This window comes from Acuticoccus kalidii, from assembly GCF_021556395.1.
GTDB lineage: Bacteria > Pseudomonadota > Alphaproteobacteria > Rhizobiales > Amorphaceae > Acuticoccus > Acuticoccus kalidii.
The window spans coordinates 92,449-112,918 of sequence record NZ_JAKGCS010000019.1; the positions used below are offsets into that span (position 1 = coordinate 92,449).

At 67.2% G+C, this 20,470-nt stretch carries 15 protein-coding genes; 5 read left to right on the forward strand and 10 right to left on the reverse strand.

What is annotated here, in order from left to right:
* Positions 1-93 precede the first annotated feature (93 nt).
* Together L1787_RS12770 and L1787_RS12775 are read left to right on the forward strand one after the other, a co-directional pair.
* Positions 94-2,691, forward strand: coding sequence for an FAD-dependent oxidoreductase (locus L1787_RS12770; protein ID WP_235709249.1), 2,598 nt, complete (start codon positions 94-96; stop codon positions 2,689-2,691).
* The gene (locus L1787_RS12775) at positions 2,688-3,296 is read left to right on the forward strand and encodes a hypothetical protein (protein WP_235709250.1); all 609 of its coding nucleotides are present in this window, start codon (positions 2,688-2,690) and stop codon (positions 3,294-3,296) included. Before L1787_RS12770 ends, L1787_RS12775 begins: the two co-directional genes overlap by 4 nt.
* A gap of 63 nt (positions 3,297-3,359) precedes the next feature.
* Here the strand turns inward: L1787_RS12775 and mdoH are convergent, their stop codons facing one another.
* The 5 genes from mdoH to L1787_RS12800 all read right to left on the reverse strand — a co-directional run bounded on the left by mdoH (position 3,360) and on the right by L1787_RS12800 (position 9,577).
* Complete coding sequence (gene mdoH / locus L1787_RS12780; RefSeq protein ID WP_235709251.1) at positions 3,360-5,477, reverse strand: glucans biosynthesis glucosyltransferase MdoH; 2,118 nt, start codon at positions 5,475-5,477, stop codon at positions 3,360-3,362.
* Positions 5,465-7,003: an OpgD/OpgG family glucan biosynthesis protein gene (locus L1787_RS12785; RefSeq protein ID WP_235709252.1), complete on the reverse strand. Its 1,539-nt coding sequence runs from the start codon at positions 7,001-7,003 to the stop codon at positions 5,465-5,467. Before L1787_RS12785 ends, mdoH begins: the two co-directional genes overlap by 13 nt.
* A 119-nt stretch (positions 7,004-7,122) precedes the next feature.
* On the reverse strand, positions 7,123-7,539 hold the full coding sequence (locus L1787_RS12790; protein WP_235709253.1) for a (deoxy)nucleoside triphosphate pyrophosphohydrolase: 417 nt from the start codon (positions 7,537-7,539) through the stop codon (positions 7,123-7,125).
* An 8-nt stretch (positions 7,540-7,547) separates the two neighbouring features.
* Positions 7,548-8,771 carry a bifunctional glutamate N-acetyltransferase/amino-acid acetyltransferase ArgJ gene (argJ, locus tag L1787_RS12795; protein ID WP_235709254.1) on the reverse strand — a complete coding sequence of 408 codons (1,224 nt, stop codon included), beginning with the start codon at positions 8,769-8,771 and terminating at the stop codon, positions 7,548-7,550.
* An 11-nt stretch (positions 8,772-8,782) separates the two neighbouring features.
* The gene (locus tag L1787_RS12800; protein WP_235709255.1) at positions 8,783-9,577 is read right to left on the reverse strand and encodes a peptidylprolyl isomerase; all 795 of its coding nucleotides are present in this window, start codon (positions 9,575-9,577) and stop codon (positions 8,783-8,785) included.
* A gap of 210 nt (positions 9,578-9,787) precedes the next feature.
* Between L1787_RS12800 and secA the strand changes: the two genes are divergently transcribed.
* Together secA and L1787_RS12810 are read left to right on the forward strand one after the other, a co-directional pair.
* On the forward strand, positions 9,788-12,676 hold the full coding sequence (gene secA, locus L1787_RS12805) for a preprotein translocase subunit SecA (RefSeq protein WP_235709256.1): 2,889 nt from the start codon (positions 9,788-9,790) through the stop codon (positions 12,674-12,676).
* Positions 12,677-12,855: 179 nt separating this feature from the next.
* The gene (locus L1787_RS12810) at positions 12,856-14,088 is read left to right on the forward strand and encodes an adenylate/guanylate cyclase domain-containing protein (protein WP_235709257.1); all 1,233 of its coding nucleotides are present in this window, start codon (positions 12,856-12,858) and stop codon (positions 14,086-14,088) included.
* Here the strand turns inward: L1787_RS12810 and L1787_RS12815 are convergent.
* The 3 genes from L1787_RS12815 to L1787_RS12825 form a co-directional block, all read right to left on the reverse strand.
* On the reverse strand, positions 13,998-14,819 hold the full coding sequence (locus tag L1787_RS12815) for a HesA/MoeB/ThiF family protein (protein WP_235709258.1): 822 nt from the start codon (positions 14,817-14,819) through the stop codon (positions 13,998-14,000). The genes L1787_RS12810 and L1787_RS12815 overlap by 91 nt on opposite strands.
* Positions 14,816-15,262, reverse strand: coding sequence for a dUTP diphosphatase (gene dut, locus L1787_RS12820; RefSeq protein ID WP_235709259.1), 447 nt, complete (start codon positions 15,260-15,262; stop codon positions 14,816-14,818). Before dut ends, L1787_RS12815 begins: the two co-directional genes overlap by 4 nt.
* Before the next feature lie 147 nt (positions 15,263-15,409).
* A complete protein-coding gene (locus tag L1787_RS12825; RefSeq protein ID WP_235709260.1) occupies positions 15,410-16,645 on the reverse strand; it encodes a Zn-dependent hydrolase in 1,236 nt (411 codons plus the stop codon).
* Positions 16,646-16,865: 220 nt separating this feature from the next.
* Here L1787_RS12825 and L1787_RS12830 point away from each other — a divergent pair, with 220 nt between their 5' ends.
* Entirely contained in the window at positions 16,866-18,362 is a 1,497-nt protein-coding gene (locus L1787_RS12830) for a CoA-acylating methylmalonate-semialdehyde dehydrogenase (RefSeq protein WP_235709261.1), read from the forward strand.
* Positions 18,363-18,429: 67 nt separating this feature from the next.
* Here L1787_RS12830 and L1787_RS12835 read toward each other — a convergent pair whose 3' ends face one another.
* Positions 18,430-19,035, reverse strand: coding sequence for a nitrogen regulation protein NR(II) (locus L1787_RS12835; protein ID WP_235709262.1), 606 nt, complete (start codon positions 19,033-19,035; stop codon positions 18,430-18,432).
* A 688-nt stretch (positions 19,036-19,723) separates the two neighbouring features.
* On the reverse strand, positions 19,724-20,371 hold the full coding sequence (locus L1787_RS12840) for an inner membrane-spanning protein YciB (protein ID WP_235709263.1): 648 nt from the start codon (positions 20,369-20,371) through the stop codon (positions 19,724-19,726).
* Between the last annotated feature and the right edge of the window lie 99 nt (positions 20,372-20,470).

A 20,470-nucleotide genomic window follows, 5' to 3' on the forward strand; every position in this document is an offset into this window, starting at 1 on the left:
GCGGGATTGCCTAAACGATCCTGCCGGCCTCTCGCGCAATCAGCGATGGATGAGGCGACGAGGTGAGGTGCTCTCTGCCGTGACCGTGTTGCGATGAAGAGGACGTCAAGACGCACGGAAGACGGCGGGTGGAGTGTCGACCGCAGCCGCCCGCTCGCCTTTCGCTTCGACGGGACGGCGCTGACCGGGTGTCATGGCGACACCATCGCCTCCGCGCTTCTCGCCAACGGCATTCGCAGCGTCGGAGGCGTTCCGATCGCCGCCGCCGGCCCTCGGGCCGGCGCCCCTCCGCGTGCCGCCGCCGATGCGCGAGCCAACGCTGATGCGCGAGCCGACGCTCATGAGCAAACTGGCGCCGATGCTCGGGCCGACGGCTTTGCGCAAGCCGGCGTCTATGCGCGAGCCGAGGCCTATGTGGTTTGCGGCGCGGCGATCCTTCCGGTCGCCACGACGGCGCTGGAGGAGGGGATGGCGCTCACGCCGCCACCCGGTCCATCGCCCCGATTGGCGTCCTCGATCACCGCCGATGCGGGCCGGACCCCGGACGCGGCGGGCAGGTCGCCTGCCATGGTCCTGCCTTCGAGCCCGGCGAACAGCGTTCGCCGTGCCTGGCCCGCGCGCGTCCTCGGCTGGTTCCGAAGGCGGACGTCGCCCCCTCCCGCGCGCAGTCCGTCGGACGTGCGAAAGCCGACGTCCGACCATATCACCGCCCATGTGGATATCCTGATCGTCGGCGGCGGCGCAGCGGGGCTTGCCGCGGCGCTGACCGCCGCCCGTGGCGGCGCACGCGTCCTCCTTGCCGAGGCGATGCCGTCGGTCGGCGGCCGTCTCCTCACGCTTGCCGATACCGCCACCATCGATGGCCGCCCGCCGGACGCCTTCCTCGCGCGGACGGTGAGCGCGCTCGACCAGCTCGGTGCGCTGATCCTCACCGATACCGTCGCGGGGGCCGATGATGCCGGCGTCTTTCTGTATCAGCGGAGCGGCGGCGGGCACCTCTGGCGGGTCCGTGCAGGGGCCTATGTCTGGGCGGCGGGCCATGCGGCAGATGAGGCCGATCGCGAGCCGGAGGGCGTGATGTCGGCCGCGGCGGCGCTCACCTTCGTGCGCCGCTTCGGCGTCGCGCCCGGCGCGCGGGCTGTCGTGGCGGCGGAGGCTGAGGCCGATGGCGCGGCGATGGTCGCCGAGATCTTGCGCGACGCGGGCGTCGAGGTGGCCGCCATCGTGGGTGAAGGCGGCGACGAGGCGCACCGCGGTCACCGGATCGCCGCGTGCGATGGCGGCGCGCGGCTCACCCATGTCCGCATCGCGCCGGGCGCGGGCGGACGGGGCGAGCGGATCGCCTGCGATCTTCTCGTGCGGGTCGGTGCGCTTCGGCCGGTCGCTCCGCCCGACACCGGATGCCGGGCGACCTGGCGGCCGGCGGTCGGCGCGGGGCTCGCCGAGGCGCTTCAGGCGGGATCGGACGCCGGCGTCGCGGCCGCGCGCGCCGTGGGGATCGAGGCCGAACCCGTGAGCCTCCCGGTCGCCGACGGCGCGACCTTGCCCGTCGCGCGTGCGGGGAGCGTTTCGCCGGCCCCGATCGCGTTACCCGACGCGGTGCGAGACGGGCCCTATATCGGCGCGATGGCCGAGCCGGTGCGCTTCGTCCCGGCCGACCCCTGGCACCGGGAGCGCGCGGTCTATGAGGCGCTGGGCGAATGGCGCGTCCCGTCGGCCTATCCGGGGGCGGGCGAAAATGTCGAGCGAGCGGCCTACCGCGAAGCGCTCGCGGCGCGGGAGATCGGCGGCATAGCCGACATGTCCGCCGCCGAGCGGTTCGAGATCGTCGGCCCGCGCGCGCTCGCAACGATCGACGGCATCGTCTTCGGCGGCGCGCCCCGGCTCGGCCTCGATCAGGCCGCGACCGCTCTCGCGCTCGGCGCGGATGGACGGGCGCTCGGCTTCCTCCGTGTCGACCGGGTGGCGCACGATCGCTTCGAGATCCTCGCCGACCCTCGCCTCGCGGCGGTGCGGGCCCGTTTCGCGCAATCGCCCGTCACGGTCACGGATCTGTCCGACACCTATGCCAGCGCCGTGGTCTGCGGGCCGGAGCGCGGGCGCATCCTCGCGGCCGTCTTCGTTGAGGCGTTGCCGGCGCTGCCCAAGGGAACGCGCGTTCTCGTGCGCCTCGACGGGGTGGAGCTTTGGCTCCTGAAAAGCTCCCAATTCGGGCATGGAAGCGTCGAGATCATCAGCCCGGCGCGCTATGGGCTCGCGCTCTGGGAGCGGCTCGTCGCCGCCGGCGCGGCGATCGGCGCGGCGCCGATCGGTCGCGCCGCGATGCGTCTGTTGTGGATGGAGGAGGGGCGGGTCGACGTCACGCCGGCACTGCGCCTCGATCCGGCGGCCCTCGGCCCCGCCTTCGCCGATCCGGCGCGCCCGCACGCGTCCCAGTCGGTGATCGGCCTCGTTCCGATGCGGCCTGTGGTGCTCGAGCCCGGCGCGCGGCTCCTGACGCGGACGAAAACGCCGCTCGGCGCGGTGCTCGCGGGCGCCGTCTCACCGTTCCTGAAGCGGCCGATCGCCCAGGCACTCGTCGACGCGAGCCCGCCGCCCGCCTTCGGCTCCAAGCTCTTCGCCGAAGGGCCCGATGGGCGGACCGTCGCGGTCCGTGTCGTTCCCGCGCGCGTCTTGGAGGAGCGGCCATGAGGCGGTTGTCGTGGACGAGCGCGCTCGGCGGCCTCGATCTCGCCGCCCCGGACGGGTCGGTGACATTGCGGGAGGCGGACGCGCGCAGCCTCCTGCGGCTCGATGTGCCGGCGAGCGAGGCGGTTGCGGTCGGCCAGGCGATCGGCGCGCCGCTGCCCGAGCCGGGACGCGCGGCGTACGCGCGGGCACCGCGAGGGCCGGCGCGCGAGACGGAGGTCGCGATCCTTGCCGAGGATGGCGGCTATCTCGTGATGGCGCGCTTCGGCCTCGCCGCCGCGTTGGCTGCGGAGATTTCGAGCGTCCTCGCCGCGACGCCGCATCATCTCGTCGACCGCAGCGGGGCGCTCTCCGTGCTCGTCCTCACCGGCGGTGTCGATCATATCCTCGCCCGCATTTGCGGCGTGGATCGGTCCGCCCTCCGCCCCGACGACGTCGTGCGGACGATGGTGGCGCGGACGCCGGCCACCTTGTGGTGGCGGCAGGAGCGGTGCGAAATCATCGTAGGCGCGTCGCGCGCGGCGTTCGTCGCGTCCCATCTTGCCCAGGCGGGCCGGGCGCTCGGCTTGCCGGCGGCGGCGCTTCCCGCGCACCGGCTGGTGCCGTAAGAAACGCCGAAACGAAAAAACCCCGCCGGCTCGGCGGGGTTTTCGTCATCCTAGCAAACAGGCTCAGGCCGCTCGGATGGTCTTCTTCGCGCGCAAAGCGAGAGCGCGATCGAGAAGGCCCGTGTCCGAGAGGAGGCTGAGCCGCTCTTGCGGCTCCAGCCAATCGGCAAGCTCCTCGAGGCTTTCCGCCTCGTCGAGCTTCACGGTCGCGAGCGCGGTGGCCGCATCGAATTTGCCCCGACCGCGCTCGCCGGGTTCCAGCGAGAGACGGTGTGCCCAGCACAGCTCCTGATCGTCCGCGAGGGTGATGAGGGCGTTCCCCGGCAGAGCAGCGGGGAAATAATGGGCCAGGCGCCGTGCCGTACGCAAAACCTCCGGCGGCTCGGCTTCCTGTGGGGTGATCATCAGATAGGCGCGCCGCAGCCGCCGTCCAAGCCATGGCGAGCCCATCGCCTTGGAAATCGGCACCGCGAAGATGAGCGCCACCAGGGTCGGCGACATCCAGGCCGCGAGTTCGGGCGAGTGGAACCACGCGATCGCGGCGAGCGCGATGCCGACGAGAACGTGCAGCATGTGATAGCGGGCGACGATCGCCCACGGCACGCTCGCCCCTTGGCGGGCCTGCGGCGTCCAGCCCACGGCACGGCCAAGCATGATCGAGAAGACGATCTGCGTCTGCGCGAGCATCATGATCGGCGCGATCATGGTCGAGATCAGGAGCTCGACGAAGGCGCCCGCGACGAGGAAGGCGGAGCCACCGGCGGCGCGGCGCGTCGGACCGTGCAGGATCGCGCGCATGAGGCCCAAGGCCTTCGGCAGCAGCAGGACGCCCATCGACAGGATGAAGAGCTGGATCAGCCGCTCCACGTCGAAGGCCGGCCAGTTGGGGAAGAGGGCGAAGCCGTGCGGGAAATATTCGGGCCGGATGAAGGTCGCCTGCACGGCGAGCGCCATACCGGTGAGGATCAGAAGCAGCCAGATCGGGCTCATCAGATAGGCGAAGATGCCCATCAGGAAGTGCACGCGGCTCGCCGCGGTGAGGCCGGCCGCGCCGACGATGCGGCCGTGCTGCAAGTTGCCCTGCGCCCAGCGCCGGTCGCGCGTGATGATGCCGAAAAGATCGGTCGGCGCGCCCTCATAGGAGCCCTTGATGTCGTTGCGCAGCGTGACGCTCCATCCGGCGCGGCGGATGAGGGCGGCCTCGACGAAATCGTGGCTGAGGATGGTCCCGCCGAAGGGCGGCTTGCCGGGAAGTTGGGGCAGGCCGGCCGCGCTCGCGAAGGCCTCCATGCGGATGATCGCGTTGTGCCCCCAATAGTTGCCGTCATCCCCCTGCCAGGCCGAGACGCCTTCGGAGACGACGGGGCCGGTGATGGTGTTGGCGAACTGCTGGGCGCGGGCAAACGGGGTGGTCCCGCCGATGAGGATCGGGCCGGTCTGGATGATGCCGGATTTCGGATCGTCGATCATCGCCTGGCGCAGCTCGGCGAGGCATTTGCCGGTCATCAGGCTGTCGGCATCGAGGACGACCATGTGGTCGTAACGGCCGCCCCAACGGCGCACGAAGTCGGCGACGTTGCCGGCCTTGCGGTGGGTGTTGTGACGCCGGCGGCGATACCAGACGCGCGTGCCGCCCGCGAGGCGGCGCAGATTGGCGAGCGCCCGCTCTTCGGCGATCCAGGTTTCGGCGTTCGTCGTGTCGGAGAGGATGAACACCTCGAAATGGGCGCGCGCCTCGCGCGGAAGATCGTCGATCATCGCCGCGAGGGCGCTGAACACCTCGCGCGGGTTCTCATTATAGACCGGCATCACGAGAGCGGTGAGGCCGCCTGTAGCGCCACCCGTCTTGATCCGCTTCGGATGGCGCACGGCAAAGAGCGCGCCAGCGACCGCGGTTCCGGCGCTGAAGCCGATCCAGGCGCTCGTGACGGTGAAGACGATGATGAGGAGCCACTCGAGGCTCGCCATTCCGCCGACATTTGCCGCAGCATACATCTCGTGCACCGCGAACGCGGTGACGAGGATCGTCACCAACGCCACGGTGGTCCGGGCGGCGGCGGTGCGCCAACCCGGCCAGCCGAAACCGGCGAGATGGTCCGTCGGCGACCGCGTATACCAATCGAGGTTCTGCTCGGGCATGCGCAAGGGCGCCGGAGTCGGCGTGAACGTTATGTTGTCCATCTATAGAGCCACTGCTCAGCAGGTTGGCCGTCCGCCAGCGTGAGTTGAAGTCTCAATTCCGCAAGCGTCTCGGCGTCGGAGTCGAGTTCGAATGTGATGCGGAGCGTGTCAGGCTCCGGGGTCGGGAAATGGGTGAGATTGACGATCTTGCCGGCAGAGGTCTCGACGTTCACCTCCACATCCTCAATCGAGTGCCCCTTCATCGCGTAATCAATTACGAAGAGTTCCCGAGTGGCGAATTGGTTCCGTCCGATGCGCGTATTTGACACCCGCGGCCCGTCCGGGGTCGCCGGGGCATCGGCGTTCCAGTGGATCCGGTAGGTGATTTCGTACGGTTCTCCCGCCTTGATCGGGGCGTTCGGCTGCCAGTAAGCGACGACGTTGTCGTTGAATTCCTGGCCGCTCGGAATTTCGAATAGAACGACGGCGCCGGACTGCCAGTCGCCGATCGGCTCGACCCACGCCGAGGGGCGCGTCTCGAACCGGGCGGCGGCGTCCTCGTAGTCGTCATAGTCGCGCTTGCGCTGGATGAGGCCGAATCCGCGCGGTGTCGTGTCGACGAAGGCGGAGACCTGCAGACGCGACGGATTGGACAGGGGACGCCAGAGCCACTCGCCGTTGCCGGTGTATATGGAGAGCCCGTCCGAATCGTGCACGGCGTTGCGGTAGTCGTCGAAATTGCTGCGGTTCACGCCGCTGAAGAGGAACATCGACGAAAAGGGCGCGAAGCCGATCGTTTTGATGTCCCGGCGCGGGAAAAGCGTCAGCTCGACATCGGTCACGGTTGCGTCACCTGGTCGCACCGTGATCCGATAGGCGCCGGTCGTCGACGGTGAATCGAGGATCGCGTTCACGACGACGGCCTTGGCGCCCTCCTGCGGTCGCTCGATCCAGAAGGACCGGAAGACCGGAAATTCCTCGCCCGTCGGCTGTCCGGTGTCGATCGCGAGACCGCGCGCGGACAGGCCGTAATTCTCCCCGGCGCCGACGGCGCGGAAATAGCTCGCCCCCTGGAAGACGGCGAACTCGTCGAGCTTGTCGGGCGAATTGATGGGGGCGCGGAGGCGGAAGCCGGAGAAGGGGATATTGCCTTCCGGCGCTTCGGTGTCGGCCGGCGGGTCGAAAATATAGGTCGACCGATCGAAGACCACGCGCTGGGCCTGATCGCCGGTCACGAGCCACAGATCGACGGGCTGGTTGAACACGAAGCCGGCGAGCAGCGCGTCGAAGAAGAAGCGGTCGTCGGAGGAAAGGGGGATCGGCCAATCGGGCCCCGGCCGCATCGCGCTGTAGGCCTGATAGCTCATGGTCCGCAGCGCCTCGGGAATCTCGTCGCGACGGTCGACGAACGGCTTCGTCGAAAGCGCGCGCGCCGCGACGATCATCTTGTCGCGCGAGAACGGGACGGATTCACCGAAAGGCTGGGCATTTGCCAGCGTCGCGAAGGTGAGGGGCGAAACACCGAATGCGGCGGCTGATGCTCCGGCAGCCGCACCCTTGATGAGGTGCCGTCGGTCAACGGACATCCGGGCAATTCCTTCTCGGACGAATTTCTGCAGGGGGTCTAGAAAGCGATTTAGACACGATGATGACCGCGGACGGTTCAATGTCTGGATTATATGCCTGGGACTATACGCGGGTCAGCTTACAAAAAGGCTGCCTTCGTGAACGCGCGCTGAATTGCCGTAACGAGGGGCGCATCGGCCGCGGGCATCGGGTAATCGGCGAGCGCGTCGGCGCGGACAAATTGCACGTCGGCAACCTCTCGCGGCGTGGGCGTGCCCGTCCACGCCCGCACCGCGTAGAGCGGCATGAGGAGATGAAACGCATCATAGCGATGGCTCGCGAAGGTGAAGGGGACGAGGGTCGCCGGATCGACATCGACGTCGATCTCTTCCTTCAATTCCCGAGCGAGGGCCGCTTCGGGCGATTCGCCCGCCTCGACCTTGCCGCCGGGAAATTCCCAGAGGCCGGCCATCGATTTGCCGGTCGGCCTTTGCGTGATGAGGATGCGGCCGTCCTCGTCGATGAGAGCGGCCGCGACAACGAGAAGAAGCCGCATGGCGGGCGTCAGGTCCGATAGTCACCGTTGATGGCGACATATTCCTTGGTGAGATCGCAGGTCCACACCGTGTCACGCCCGCCGCCGAGGCCGAGATCCACGCGGATCGCGATTTCGGGCTGGCGCATCACGGCTGACGCCGCCGCTTCGGAATAATCCGGATCGCGTGCGCCGTCGAGTGCGACGCGTACGTCGCCGAACCAGATCGCGAGGCGGTCCCGGTCGGCCGGCTCGCCGGCTTTGCCGACGGCCATCACGATGCGGCCCCAATTGGCGTCTTCGCCGGCGATCGCGGTCTTCACCAGGGGCGAATCGGCGATGGAGCGGGCGATCTTCGCGGCGGAGGCGTCGCTTTCGGCGCCCTCGACGGTCACCGCGACGAATTTGGTGAGACCCTCGCCGTCCTTAGTGACGAGATGGGCAAGCTCCAGCGTGAGGCTCGCGAGCGCCTCGGCGAATGTCGCGCCGTCGGGGCTCGCCGTATCGTCGATCACGACGCCGCTCGCCCCGGTCGCGAAGGCGAGGACGGTGTCGGAGGTCGACGTGTCGGAATCGATGGTGATCTTGTTGAAGCTCTTATCCACAGCCTCCTTCAGCATCATCTGAAGGACGGGAGCGGAAATCCGCGCATCGGTCGCGATGAAGGACAGCATCGTCGCCATATTGGGCGCGATCATGCCGGCCCCCTTGGCGATTCCGTTGATGGTGACGGGATTGCCGTCGAGCGTGACGGTGCGGGTGACGACCTTCGGAAAGGTGTCGGTCGTCATGATCGCCCGCGCGGCCTCGGCCCATCCGGCAGGCTTCAGCCCGGCGACGAGATCGTCCATCACGCCGGCGAATTTATCGGCGGACAGCGGCTCGCCGATCACGCCCGTCGACGCGAGCATGACGTGTTCGGCCGCGATCGACAGCCCATCGGCGACGAGGTCGGCGGAGCGCTGCGTCGACTCGCGCCCCTTCATGCCGGTGAAGGCGTTGGCGTTGCCCGAATTCACGAGCAAGGCCCGGCTCGCCCCGCCCGACAGGTGCGCCTTGCACCAGTCGACCGCGGCGGAGGGGCAGCGCGAGGTCGTGAAGACACCAGCGACGCTGGTGTCTTCGTCGAACGCCATCAGGAGCACGTCCGTTCGCCCCTTGGTCTTGATGCCGGCCATGGCCGTGGCGATCCGTACACCGCCGATGACGGGCGGCTCGTCGATCTTCGTCGGGGCGAAAGGAGATGGCGTCATGCTCGGGTCGCTTACTGCTGGCTCTCTTGGGTGTCGGTCGTGTCGTCGGTGCCGGTCGCGGCGGCCTGGTCGGGCCGTTCGATCGTCGCGTCCTGTTTTAGACGATCCAGCTCCTCGACATAGGCCTCACGAACGAGAACCTGTTGAATTTGCTCCGAGACCTGCTCGAAGCTCGGCACCTCGACGGGGCGCTTCTCGTCGACTTTGATGATGTGATAGCCGAAGCGCGACTGCACAGGCTCCTGCGTCATCTCGCCGGGTTCGAGCGCGAAGGCGGCCTCCTCGAAGGCCGGGACCATCTGGCCCTTGCCGAAGAAGCCGAGCGAACCGCCGCGGCTCTTGGAACCGGGATCGGTCGAATATTCTTCGGCGAGCGCGGCAAAATCGCCGCCGGCGTCGAGCTCTTCGATGATTCGCTTCGCCGTTTCCTCGTCCTCGACGAGAATGTGGCTCGCGCTCACCTCCTCCTCGGGTTCGATCTTGGCGACTTCCTCGTCATAGCGGGCGCGGACGGCATCGTCGGTGATGGCCTCGCCGATCACTTTTTCCATGTAGGCCTCGCGCAGCGCCTGGGTGCGCAGATATTTCATGCGGGCCTTGAAGTCGGCATCGTCCTCGAAGCCTTGCTCTTCGGCAGCGGTGGCGAGGATTTCCATGTCGATCAGAAGGTTCAGCACCATTTCGTCGCGCTGACCTTCCGGCACGCGGTCGAGGGTCTCGCCGAGGGTGGTGTAGGCGAGGGCAACATCGGCCATCGTGATCGGTGCCCCATTGACGGTCGCGAGCACCTGGTCATCTTGAGCCATAACCGGAGTCGTGGCGAGGGCTGCGGCAATGGCCACAGTTCCGTAAATACGCTTAAACATGGGTAAGGTCCCTGTGGGTGGGCCGAGGAGCGCTTGTTTGACATGCCCTCCGGCCAAACATATGTCGGATCGCGCGCGCTAGACAGCATTTTCGCCGCCCTGCGCTGGTTTCGTTGCCGCGCGCCGCTCCGCTTCGACGAAGGACATTGGATGCTCGGCACCCTGACCAAACGCCTCTTCGGTTCGGCTAACGACCGCCGAGTGAAGGGCTACCGCAGCCGCGTTGATGCGATCAACGCCGCCGAACCCGAATTCCAGCGCCTATCAGACGCTGAGCTGAGGGCAAAGACGCAAGAGTTCAAGGACAAGCTGGCCGCCGGCGCCAAGCTCGACGATCTGCTTGTCCCCGCGTTCGCCACCGTTCGGGAGGCGGCCAAGCGCACGCTCGGCCAACGCCATTTCGATGTGCAGCTCATCGGCGGCATGGTCCTCCACGAGGGCGGCATCGCCGAGATGAAGACGGGTGAGGGCAAGACGCTCGTCGCCACGCTCCCCGTCTACCTCAACGCCCTCACCGGGCGCGGCGTCCACGTCGTCACCGTGAACGACTATCTCGCCCATCGCGACGCCGACTGGATGGGGCAGGTCTACCGCTTTCTCGGCCTCGAGGTCGGTATCATCGTCCACGGCAAGACCGACGCCGACCGCCGCGCCGCCTATGCCGCGGACATCACCTACGGCACGAACAACGAGTTCGGCTTCGACTATCTGCGCGACAATCTGAAATATGACATTCGCCAGATGGCCCAGCGCGAGCACAATTTCGCGATCGTCGACGAGGTCGATTCGATCCTGGTCGACGAGGCGCGTACCCCGCTGATCATCTCCGGTCCGCTCGAGGACCGCTCCGAGTTCTACAACACGATCGACGCGTTCGTGCCGAAGCTCGAGGAAGAGGATTACGAGATCGACGAGAAGATGCGCACCGCGCACTTCACCGAGATCGGCAACGAGAAGCTCGAATCGCTGCTGTCCGAAGCGGGCCTCATGAAGGGCGATTCGCTTTATGACGTGGAAAACGTCTCCGTCGTCCATCACCTTCAGCAGGGGCTGAAGGCGCACAAGCTGTTCCAGCGCGATCGCGATTATATCGTGAAGAACGGCGAGGTGATCATCATCGACGAGTTCACCGGCCGCATGATGCCGGGCCGCCGCTATGGCGAGGGCCTGCACCAGGCGCTGGAGGCGAAGGAAAAGCAGCCGATCCAGCCGGAGAACCAGACGGTCGCCTCGATCACCTTCCAGAACTATTTCCGCATGTACAACAAGCTCGCCGGCATGACGGGCACGGCGGACACCGAGGCGGAAGAGTTCATGGACATTTACGGGCTCGAGGTGCTCTCGATCCCGACGAACGTGCCCGTCGCCCGCGTCGACGAGGACGATCAGGTCTACCGCACGCAGGATGAGAAATACGCCGCGATCCTCGAGGTGATCCGCGAGGCGCACGCGCGCAATCAGCCGATTCTCGTCGGCACGACCTCGATCGAGAAATCCGAGCAGCTCGCCGAGCGCCTCAAGAAAGACGGCTTCCGCCAGCGTGACGTGACCGCCCCCGACGCTGCGGTGAAGATGGGCGCGACCTCGAAGGGCGGCAAGCCGACCTTCCAGGTCCTCAACGCCCGTTATCACGAGCAGGAGGCCCGCATCATCGCGCAGGCCGGCGTTCCGGGCGCGATCACCATCGCGACCAACATGGCCGGCCGCGGCACCGACATTCAGCTCGGCGGCAATGCCGACATGCTGATCGCCGAAGAGCTCGGCCCGCGGGTCGATGGCGGCGACACCGACGCCGAGCGCGCGGAGAAAGAGGCCGAGATCCGCGCCCGTGTCGAGGACATGAAGCAGAAGGCGCTCGAAGCCGGCGGCCTCTTCGTCCTCGCGACGGAGCGGCACGAAAGCCGCCGCATCGACAACCAGCTCCGCGGCCGTTCCGGCCGTCAGGGCGACCCCGGCCGCTCGCGCTTCTACCTGTCCCTTCAGGACGACCTGATGCGCATTTTCGGCTCGGAGCGCATGGACGGGATGCTTCAGCGTCTCGGGCTCGAAGAGGGCGAGGCGATCGTCCACCCGTGGATCAACCGCGCCCTCGCGAAGGCGCAGCAGAAGGTCGAGGCGCGCAACTTCGACCAGCGCAAGAACGTCCTCAAATACGATGACGTGATGAACGACCAGCGTAAGGTCGTGTTCGAGCAGCGCCGCGATCTGATGCGCGACGACAGCGTCCGCGACGCGATCAACGAGATGCGCGACGACGTCGTCGACACCCTGGTCGCCAAGCACATCCCCGAAAAAGCCTATCCCGAGCAGTGGGACACGCAGGGCCTCCACGACGAGGTGCAGCGCGTCCTCGCCCTCGACGTTCAGGTCATCGAGTGGGCGAAGGAAGAGGGGATCGCCGACGAGGAGATCCGCGAGCGCTTGAAGAAGGCCGCCGACGAGGCCGCCGCCCGCAAGGTCGCCAAATACGGCTCCGAGATGTGGCGTCAGGTCGAAAAGTCGGTCCTTCTCCAAACGCTCGACCATCTCTGGCGCGAGCACATCGCGGCCCTCGATCATCTGCGTTCGGTGATCGGCTTCCGCGGTTATGCCCAGCGTGACCCGCTGAACGAGTACAAGACCGAGGCGTTCGAGCTCTTCGATGCAATGCTTCAGGAGCTTCGCATGGCCGTGACGGCCCAGCTCATGCGCATCGAGATCCAGGTGACGCCGAACGCTCCGCCCATGCCGACGGACGACGGGGAGGTCTACGAGGGCCACCACATCGACGCCGACACGGGCGAGGACGAGTTCGCCTCTCCGGAATATACCGAGCAGAAGCCGGAGCCCGCTCCGATGGATGCCGAAGAGGGGGACCTCGCGCTCGTGGACGACACGCGGGCGGCTAGCGCTTCAGGCGCGACGGCGACGAGCCGCAAGGCGGCCGCCGGCGGTCGCGATCCGTCCGACCCGCGCACCTGGGGCAAGGTCAGCCGCAACGAAGCGTGCCCCTGCGGCTCCGGCAAGAAGTACAAGCACTGCCACGGCCGCACGGGCTGAGGCTGAGCGACGGCGCGCCGTTCCCCACGAGGGCACGGCGCGGCGCCGGGCGAAACCACGACCGGACGGGCGCCGGCGATCGCCGTGCCCGGACGGCAAGAGCGCCGGCCCCCGAACGCCCGCACGGGCCGAGCCGGCCCATCACGGGCGCGCCGGGGCGTTGAAGGCACGATGGTCCGATGCTGTCGAGATTGATCGCGGAACTCGAGGAATTTCTTGCGATCAGCGCGCTCGAGGATCGCCCTTTCCGGTCCGTCTTTGCCGAGCTGTGCCGCCGCACGCGCGAAGGCGGCGTTTCGTTGAGCCGCGCCTCGATCGGCTGGCGACTCCTCGATCCGGTGTTCTTCAGCCAGAATATCGTCTGGCGGGCGCACGCGGACCTCGAGGTCGAGCGGTTCGAGTATTCGGCCGAGGGGCGGCCCGACGTCTATCTGCGCTCGCCGTTGCGCCATGTCGTCGAGAACGGGATTGCGTTCTTTCGCCGCCGGATCTGCGATCCGGACACCCCGCGCGACTTCGAGATTCTATCCGATCTGGCCGACGCCGGAATCTCCGACTACATCCTGATGCTGATCGGGTTCGGACGTAACGCGCCCGCGAACGTGCCGGGAGCGGGCGTCATCTTCGGGGCCGCCTCGGATGCGCCGGGCGGCTTCACGGACGACGAGATCGCCTTCCTGAAGCGCGTTCGTTATATGATCGCGGTCGCCGCCCGGATGCAGATGTTGCGCGAGGCGGCCGAACAGCTCGCCTCCACCTATCTCGCGACCTCGGCCGGCCGGCGCGTTCTCAATGGCGAGATCCGTCGCGGCGACGGCGAGGTCGTCGAAGGGGTGATCTGGTATTGCGATCTACGTGGCTCGACGGCGCTGTGCGAACGCCTCGGAACCGAGCGTTATATCGACCTTCTGAACGACTATTTCAGCGCCACCGCCGGCCCTGTCGCGGCGGCCGGGGGCGACGTTCTCGACTTTATCGGTGACGCGGTGCTCGCGATCTTTCCCCATCGCGAAGACGGGGTCGCGCGCGCCATCCGGGCGAGTGAAGAGGTGCGGCTCGCGCTCGGGGCATTGCTCGAACGGCGGCGCGAGGAGCTTGCGGACCGGGCCGAAGTGGCCGATCTCGTCGGCATCGCGATCGATGTCGGGCGGGTGATGTACGGCAATATCGGCATTCCGAATCGCCTGACATTTTCCGTCATCGGCTCGACCGTCAATCAGGTGACGCGGATCGAGCGCCTCACCAAGGAACTCCACGTCCCGCTCCTCGTGACGGCGCCGATCGCGGCGATCGAGCCGGCCCGCTGGACGAGCCGCGGCACCTATGCGCTCGACGGGGTGTCGCGCCCGCTGGAGCTGTTCTCCGAGGCTGCGCCCGTGCCGGACAGCGGGTTCTCCGGATCCCAGCGATAGCGGATCGTCTCGAAGCGCGAGGCGCGCGCGTCGAAGAGGAGGAGCGTTTCGAAGAGCGGCTCGCCGATCCCCAGTATGAGCTTCAACACCTCGTTCGCCTCGATCGTCCCGATGACGCCGGTGACGACGCCGAGAATGCCGTTCGCGACGCAATTGTCGACGAAGGCGTCCGGCGGGGGCTCCGGGTAGAGGCAGCGATAAGTCGGGTAGGGCGTTCCGTCCGGCGCGGTGAGGTGGGGGGCGAAGGTGGTGACCTGCCCGTCGAAGCCGGTGACGGCGGCGCTGATGAGGGGGATGCCGGCGCGGAAGGCCGCGTCGGAGAGGTCGTAGCGGGCGGCGGCGTTGTCCGTCCCGTCGACCGCGATATCGCAACCGGCGAGGAGGGCGGCGGCGTTTTGCGCATCAAGCCGCGTCTGGTGCGTGACGACATGGACGTGCGGGTTGAGCCGCGCCACCGCCGCCGCCGCTCGCTCCACCTTCGGCGCGCCGATATCGTCGACGCCATAGAGAATCTGCCGCTGGAGGTTCGAGAGGGACACGGTGTCCTCGTCGACGAGGACGAGCGTGCCGACGCCCGCGGCCGCCAGATATTGGATGACCGGCGTGCCGAGCCCGCCCGCGCCGAGCACCAGAACACGCGCCGCCTTCAGTTTGGCCTGCCCCGGCCCGCCGACCTCGTTGAGGACGAGATGGCGCGCATAACGCTCGACCTCTTCGGGCGCGAAACTCATCGGCCGGTGGAGCCGAAGCCGCCCGCGCCGCGCGCCGTCTCGTCGAGCGTGTCGACGGGGACGAGGTTGGCCTGGGTCACCGGGGCGATCACCATTTGCGCGATGCGCACGCCGCGCTCGATCAAAAACGGCTCGTCGGACAGGTTGACGAGGATCACCTTCACCTCGCCGCGATAATCCGCGTCGACGGTGCCGGGCGAGTTGAGGACCGTGACGCCATGGCGGGCGGCGAGGCCGGAGCGGGGGCGCACCTGCGCCTCATATCCCGCCGGCAGCGCGATCGCGATCCCCGTCGGCACCATGGCGCGCTGCCAGGGGGCAAGGGTCATCGGCGCGTCGGCCGGAAGGGCGGCCGCGAGGTCGAGCCCGGCGGCGCCCTCGCTCGCATAATGCGGCGTGAGGCCGTCGCCATGGGGGAGGGTGAGGATGGGAACGTCGATCATTCTGCCGATGTAGCACGGCCCGCGCCGTCCTTCATGTCCTCCGTGCGGGCCGTCCGTCGCGGCTTCCGCCCCGCCGGGGGCGATCGGCGGGGACGGCGCCGTTCCTTGGCGATGGTCGGAGCATCGGGCCGGCGCGGGGCGGATGGGCTAGCGCCCGTCGACCTCCAGGATCGTGTCGAGGAGGACTTGCGCGCCGGCGGCGCATTCGTCCTCCGTGGTGCTTTCCTCCTCGTTGTGGCTGACCCCGCCGGCGCAGGGGACGAAAATCATCCCGGTCGGACACGTCGAGGCGAGATAGAACGCGTCATGACCGGCGCCGGAGATGATGTCGCGCGCGGCATAGCCGTTTTTCTCCGCCGCCGCCGCGACCGCGCCGACGATCGCCGGATCGAACACGATCGGATCCTTGCGCCAGACCGGGGTGAGGTCGATCTCGACCTTGCGCCGGGTCGCGATCGCCGCGAGGCGGGCGTTGAGGTCGGCCTCCATCGCGGTGAGGCCGGCGGCGTCCGGGTGGCGGAAATCGGCCTTGAAGCGGGTCGTGCCGGGGATCGTGTTGCGCGAACCCGGCAGCGCGAACACCTCGCCGACGGTGGCGCGGCCGCCCGGCGCATGGTCGAACGCGATCGCCTCGATGGCGAGGATGACCTCGGCGAGGGCCGCGAGCGCATCATGACGCATCGTCATCGGCGTTGCGCCGGCATGGCTGTCCTTGCCGGTGATCGTTCCGTCGAACCAGAGAATGCCCTGTCCGCCGGTTACGATGCCGATCGTCTTCGCCTCCTCCTCCAGGATCGGGCCCTGCTCGATATGGAGTTCGATATAAGCCCCGAAGCGGCGCGCCCCGACCGGCTCCGTCCCGCGATAGCCGATCCGATCGAGCTCGGCGCCGAAGGTCTTACCGTCATTGTCGGTGGTGGCGAGAGCCGCATCGAGGCCGATCTCGCCGGCATAGACGCCGGAACACATCATGGCGGGAGCGAAGCGGGCGCCTTCCTCGTTCGTCCAGTTGATGAGGGTGAGGGGCGCGGTGGTGCGGTAGCCGGCTGCATTGAGGGTGCGAATCGCCTCGAGGCCGGCGAGGACGCCGAGGATCCCGTCAAACTTGCCGCCGGCCGGCTGCGTGTCGAGATGGGAGCCGAAGGAGATCGGGGCGGCGTCGGGGTCGGTGCCGGGCCGGGTCGCGAACATGTTGCCGAGCGCATCGATTTCGACGGTCATGCCCTCGGCCTCGCAGGCGGCCTTGAACCAGTCGCGCACCGCCTTGTCCTCGTCGGACAGAGTGAGGCGGCGGATCCCGCCCTTCGCGGTCGCGCCGAATTGGGCGCTGTCCATCAGGCTCGACCAGAGCCGCTCTTTGTCGATCCTCAAGTTCGTCGCCATGCGTCCTCCACCGGTTCGCCGAAAGTCTAGGCGGGCGGATGCGCGGAGAAAAGCGACGTTCCCTCTGCCTTGCGCGACCGCATCGCGAGGAGGATGGTGGCAAACCGCGTGCCGAACGGGTGGTCTTTTTGCCTCTTTCTTCGGCTCTGGTTCGCGCCGCCCCCTTTCGCCGGGGGCCGAAACGCCTGTAGTGAGACGGAAACGGTAGTTGGAGGGCGGAATGCGCCAAGTCGGACACTTCATCGGGGGCAAGGTTGTTGCGGGCACGTCGGGCCGCGAGGCGGACGTATTCCGGCCCGCGACGGGAGAGGTCCAGGCCAAGGTCGCTCTCGCGACCGCGGACGAGGTGCGGGCGGCGATCGCCAACGCGGCAGAGGCCCAGCCCGCCTGGGCCGCGACCAACCCGCAGCGCCGCGCGCGGGTGATGATGCGCTTCGTCGCCCTCCTCAACGAGAACATGGACGAGCTCGCCGAGCTTCTCGCCTCCGAGCACGGCAAGACCGTGCCGGACGCCAAGGGCGACATCCAGCGCGGGCTCGAGGTCGCCGAGTTCGCGGTCGGCATTCCGCACCTCATGAAGGGTGAATATTCGGAGAGCGCCGGGCCGGGGATCGACATGTTCTCGGTGCGCCAGCCGCTCGGCGTCGTGGCCGGCATCACGCCGTTCAACTTCCCCGCGATGATCCCGATGTGGAAATTCTGTCCGGCGATCGCCTGCGGCAACGCCTTCATCCTGAAGCCGTCCGAGCGTGACCCGTCCGTGCCGAACCGCCTCGCCGAGCTGATGATCGAGGCGGGCCTTCCGGCCGGTATCCTCAACGTCGTGCACGGCGACAAGGTGGCGGTCGACACGCTGCTGACCGATCCGCGCATCATGGGCGTCGGCTTCGTCGGCTCGTCGGACATCGCGCAATATGTCTATTCGACCGCGGCCGCGCACGGTAAGCGCGTCCAGTGCTTCGGCGGCGCGAAGAACCACATGATCGTGATGCCGGATGCGGACATGGAGCAGGCCGCGAACGCGCTGATCGGCGCGGGCTACGGCTCGGCCGGCGAGCGCTGCATGGCGGTCTCCGTCGCGGTGCCGGTGGGCGACAAGGCGGCCGATGCCCTGATGAAGACGCTGGTGCCGAAGGTCGAGGCGCTGAGGATCGGCCCGTCACACGATCCTGACGCCGATTTCGGCCCGCTCGTCACCCGCGCCGCGGTGGACAAGGTGCGCCGCTATGTGGATCTCGGCGTCGAGGAGGGGGCGAACCTCGTCGTCGACGGGCGCGGCTTCAAGATGCAGGGCTACGAAGACGGCTTCTATATGGGCGGCTGTCTGTTCGACAACGTCACGCCGGACATGACGATCTACAAGGAAGAGATTTTCGGCCCGGTCCTCTCCGTCGTCCGCGCGAAGGACTATGAGGAGGCCGTCCGCCTTCCGACCGAGCACGAGTATGGCAACGGCGTCGCGATCTTCACCCGCGACGGGGACACGGCGCGCGATTTCGTCTCGCGGGTCGAGGTCGGCATGGTGGGCGTCAACGTGCCGATCCCGGTGCCGCTCGCTTATCACACGTTCGGCGGTTGGAAGCGGTCCGGCTTCGGCGATCTCAACCAGCACGGGCCGGATTCGATCCGCTTCTACACCCGCACGAAGACGGTCACGACCCGTTGGCCGAGCGGTGTGAAGGAAGGCGCCGAGTTCTCGATGCCGATCATGGGCTGATGCCGAAGGGGCCGTTTCGGCGGCCCCTTTTTCATCGACGGCCGGTTGAGGCCGGTCGGTGGCGCGATCAGACGTTCCCGCTGGGGGCGGAAATGTACATCACCCCGGCGGGCTCATAGACGTCGATGAACTCGGTCACGAGGGCATTGTTCGCCTCGCGCCGCTGCATCGGGACGAAATGCGCGACGACGGTCATGCCGTCGCTGCCTCTGAGGCCGAGCGTCGAGGCGCGGCGTTGGGACAATGTGGCGCGGATCGCGTTGTCGATCGCGCTCGCATTGAGGTGTGAGGGCGAGGTCACGGTGCCGCCTTCGCCGAGACGGACGGTGGTGTTCGTGGCCATGAAGGCCTCCGCCGCGCTATTGACGCGGATGATGCGGCCCGCATCGTCGAACACCAGCGCCGGCACGGCGAGGTTCATGATCGCGCCGTCGATGCGCTGCTGGTTGAGCAGCGCCGTCCCCCGAATGGCGAGGCTGAAGGCGCGATTGGCGTGCGGCGCGATGGCACGATGGAGCTGCATGCCGCTCGGGATCGTCGTCGTCTGCTCCCGGTAGGCGTAATGGAAGGCGAGGATCGCGTAGTGGTTTCGCGAGCGCGCCAGAAAATTGTTCGACGTTGCCCGGATGTCGTCGCATTTAGACAGAAGCTCATTCCAAAATACGGTGCGCACCAACTCGTCCTGAGGAACAAAATCCGTGGACAGCCACACATCGTGCCTTTTCGCACTCTCGGTCGCGACCCGGAAGGCGTTCATTTTCGAGTAGGTCTGCATGTATTGGCGGACCAAGTCATGGTCTAGATTGGCAAATCGAACGATTTGCGCCCGCTGGGGCGACCATGTTTCGATGTTGAGTGTCGGGCGCAGCTCGGGAATATTTTGTGCGATCGTTTCGATGACCCGATCCCACGCCAGGGGGTCGAAGATCCCATCGTAGAGTTCCGTAATCACATCGGCCTGCGTGTCCGCGATGACCTGGGGTGATATCATGGTCTGCACATCGGTCCGCCTGGGCCGGGGGCGGTCCGTCTCCCTGCCAGGCAGAACCCTCCGGACAATTTCTCGATGTGGCAATAAAGAGGGAAATCTTAGGCTTATGCAACATTCTTCAGGCGTATTATTTATTCAGAATGCCATGCGGTCAGATAATCTAGATTGAATAGGGCGCATTTCTGTCGGTTTGTGACGCTTTTTTGTCAGGAAACCGACGTCTGAGGCCTCCGTTCGGTATCAATGTTGCGGCGCCGCGGGCCAACCCGCTCGTCCGTCGCCCGTCCCGTGCGCATCAGCCCGAGCGGCAATCGATTGCCTGAGGTTGTGCCGACCCTGGCTGCTGGCGCGTGGCCGTCGCGCCGCTCTTTTATTGGGGGCGCGGCGCGGGCTGGGGCGTATCACGGTGCGGGCGGGCGCGGTGATTGCCGCGTGCGGTGTCGCTCGCAGCGCCGCGGGGGAGGAGATTCGCGCGAATCAGCGGCCAGTTGATCGCCAGGAAGACGAGATTGAGAACCGGCGACACCGCCTTGAACACGGCCCAGATCTCGGTCGAAAAGGCCCGCCGGACAATCTCGTTGAGGATCGCCATCAGCGCCAGATAAAGGGCCATCCGCCAGGTGAGCGTCCGCCACGCCGAGTCGGTGAGGCGAAAGCCGGACTGCAGCGCGTTCTTGAGGAAAAGATGCCCGGTGAAGAGCCCGGCGGTGAGTGCGGCCGCGCCGCCGGCATTCACCAGCGTTGCTCGAAACTCGATATAAAAGGCATTCCCGAAGGCGATGGTCGCGGCACCGAACACCGCGGCCATGAGAACCATGCCGGCGGGGATGTAAGGAAAGTGCCCGGTCTGATACCAGGAATAGGTTGCCGTCGCCGCACACGCCACCACGAACAGGATCGTCGCCACATTCAGGTTTACGATGAGAAGAGCGGCGACGAAGAGCAATGCCGGCCCTATCTCGATCGCGAAACGCTCCAGGAGTTTCCCTTTGTCGACTTCATCCCAAGCGCTCGCCATGATCTCTCCTTCGTGCGACGAAGAGGACAACGTGCGAGGCGAGCGCAGGATCCCGTTTGCGTTTCGCGTCACACCTTCATAGATAGCGGCCTCAGGACT

What these genes read in the sequence shown, in the direction of transcription:
- L1787_RS12770 (WP_235709249.1), top strand. Translation starts at nt 94, where the DNA reads ATGAAGAGGACGTCAAGACGCACGGAAGACGGCGGGTGGAGTGTCGAC.
- L1787_RS12775 (WP_235709250.1), top strand. Translation starts at nt 2,688, where the DNA reads ATGAGGCGGTTGTCGTGGACGAGCGCGCTCGGCGGCCTCGATCTCGCC.
- mdoH (WP_235709251.1), bottom strand. Translation starts at nt 5,477, where the DNA reads ATGGACAACATAACGTTCACGCCGACTCCGGCGCCCTTGCGCATGCCC.
- L1787_RS12785 (WP_235709252.1), bottom strand. Translation starts at nt 7,003, where the DNA reads ATGTCCGTTGACCGACGGCACCTCATCAAGGGTGCGGCTGCCGGAGCA.
- L1787_RS12790 (WP_235709253.1), bottom strand. Translation starts at nt 7,539, where the DNA reads ATGCGGCTTCTTCTCGTTGTCGCGGCCGCTCTCATCGACGAGGACGGC.
- argJ (WP_235709254.1), bottom strand. Translation starts at nt 8,771, where the DNA reads ATGACGCCATCTCCTTTCGCCCCGACGAAGATCGACGAGCCGCCCGTC.
- L1787_RS12800 (WP_235709255.1), bottom strand. Translation starts at nt 9,577, where the DNA reads ATGGCTCAAGATGACCAGGTGCTCGCGACCGTCAATGGGGCACCGATC.
- secA (WP_235709256.1), top strand. Translation starts at nt 9,788, where the DNA reads ATGCTCGGCACCCTGACCAAACGCCTCTTCGGTTCGGCTAACGACCGC.
- L1787_RS12810 (WP_235709257.1), top strand. Translation starts at nt 12,856, where the DNA reads ATGCTGTCGAGATTGATCGCGGAACTCGAGGAATTTCTTGCGATCAGC.
- L1787_RS12815 (WP_235709258.1), bottom strand. Translation starts at nt 14,819, where the DNA reads ATGAGTTTCGCGCCCGAAGAGGTCGAGCGTTATGCGCGCCATCTCGTC.
- dut (WP_235709259.1), bottom strand. Translation starts at nt 15,262, where the DNA reads ATGATCGACGTTCCCATCCTCACCCTCCCCCATGGCGACGGCCTCACG.
- L1787_RS12825 (WP_235709260.1), bottom strand. Translation starts at nt 16,645, where the DNA reads ATGGCGACGAACTTGAGGATCGACAAAGAGCGGCTCTGGTCGAGCCTG.
- L1787_RS12830 (WP_235709261.1), top strand. Translation starts at nt 16,866, where the DNA reads ATGCGCCAAGTCGGACACTTCATCGGGGGCAAGGTTGTTGCGGGCACG.
- L1787_RS12840 (WP_235709263.1), bottom strand. Translation starts at nt 20,371, where the DNA reads ATGGCGAGCGCTTGGGATGAAGTCGACAAAGGGAAACTCCTGGAGCGT.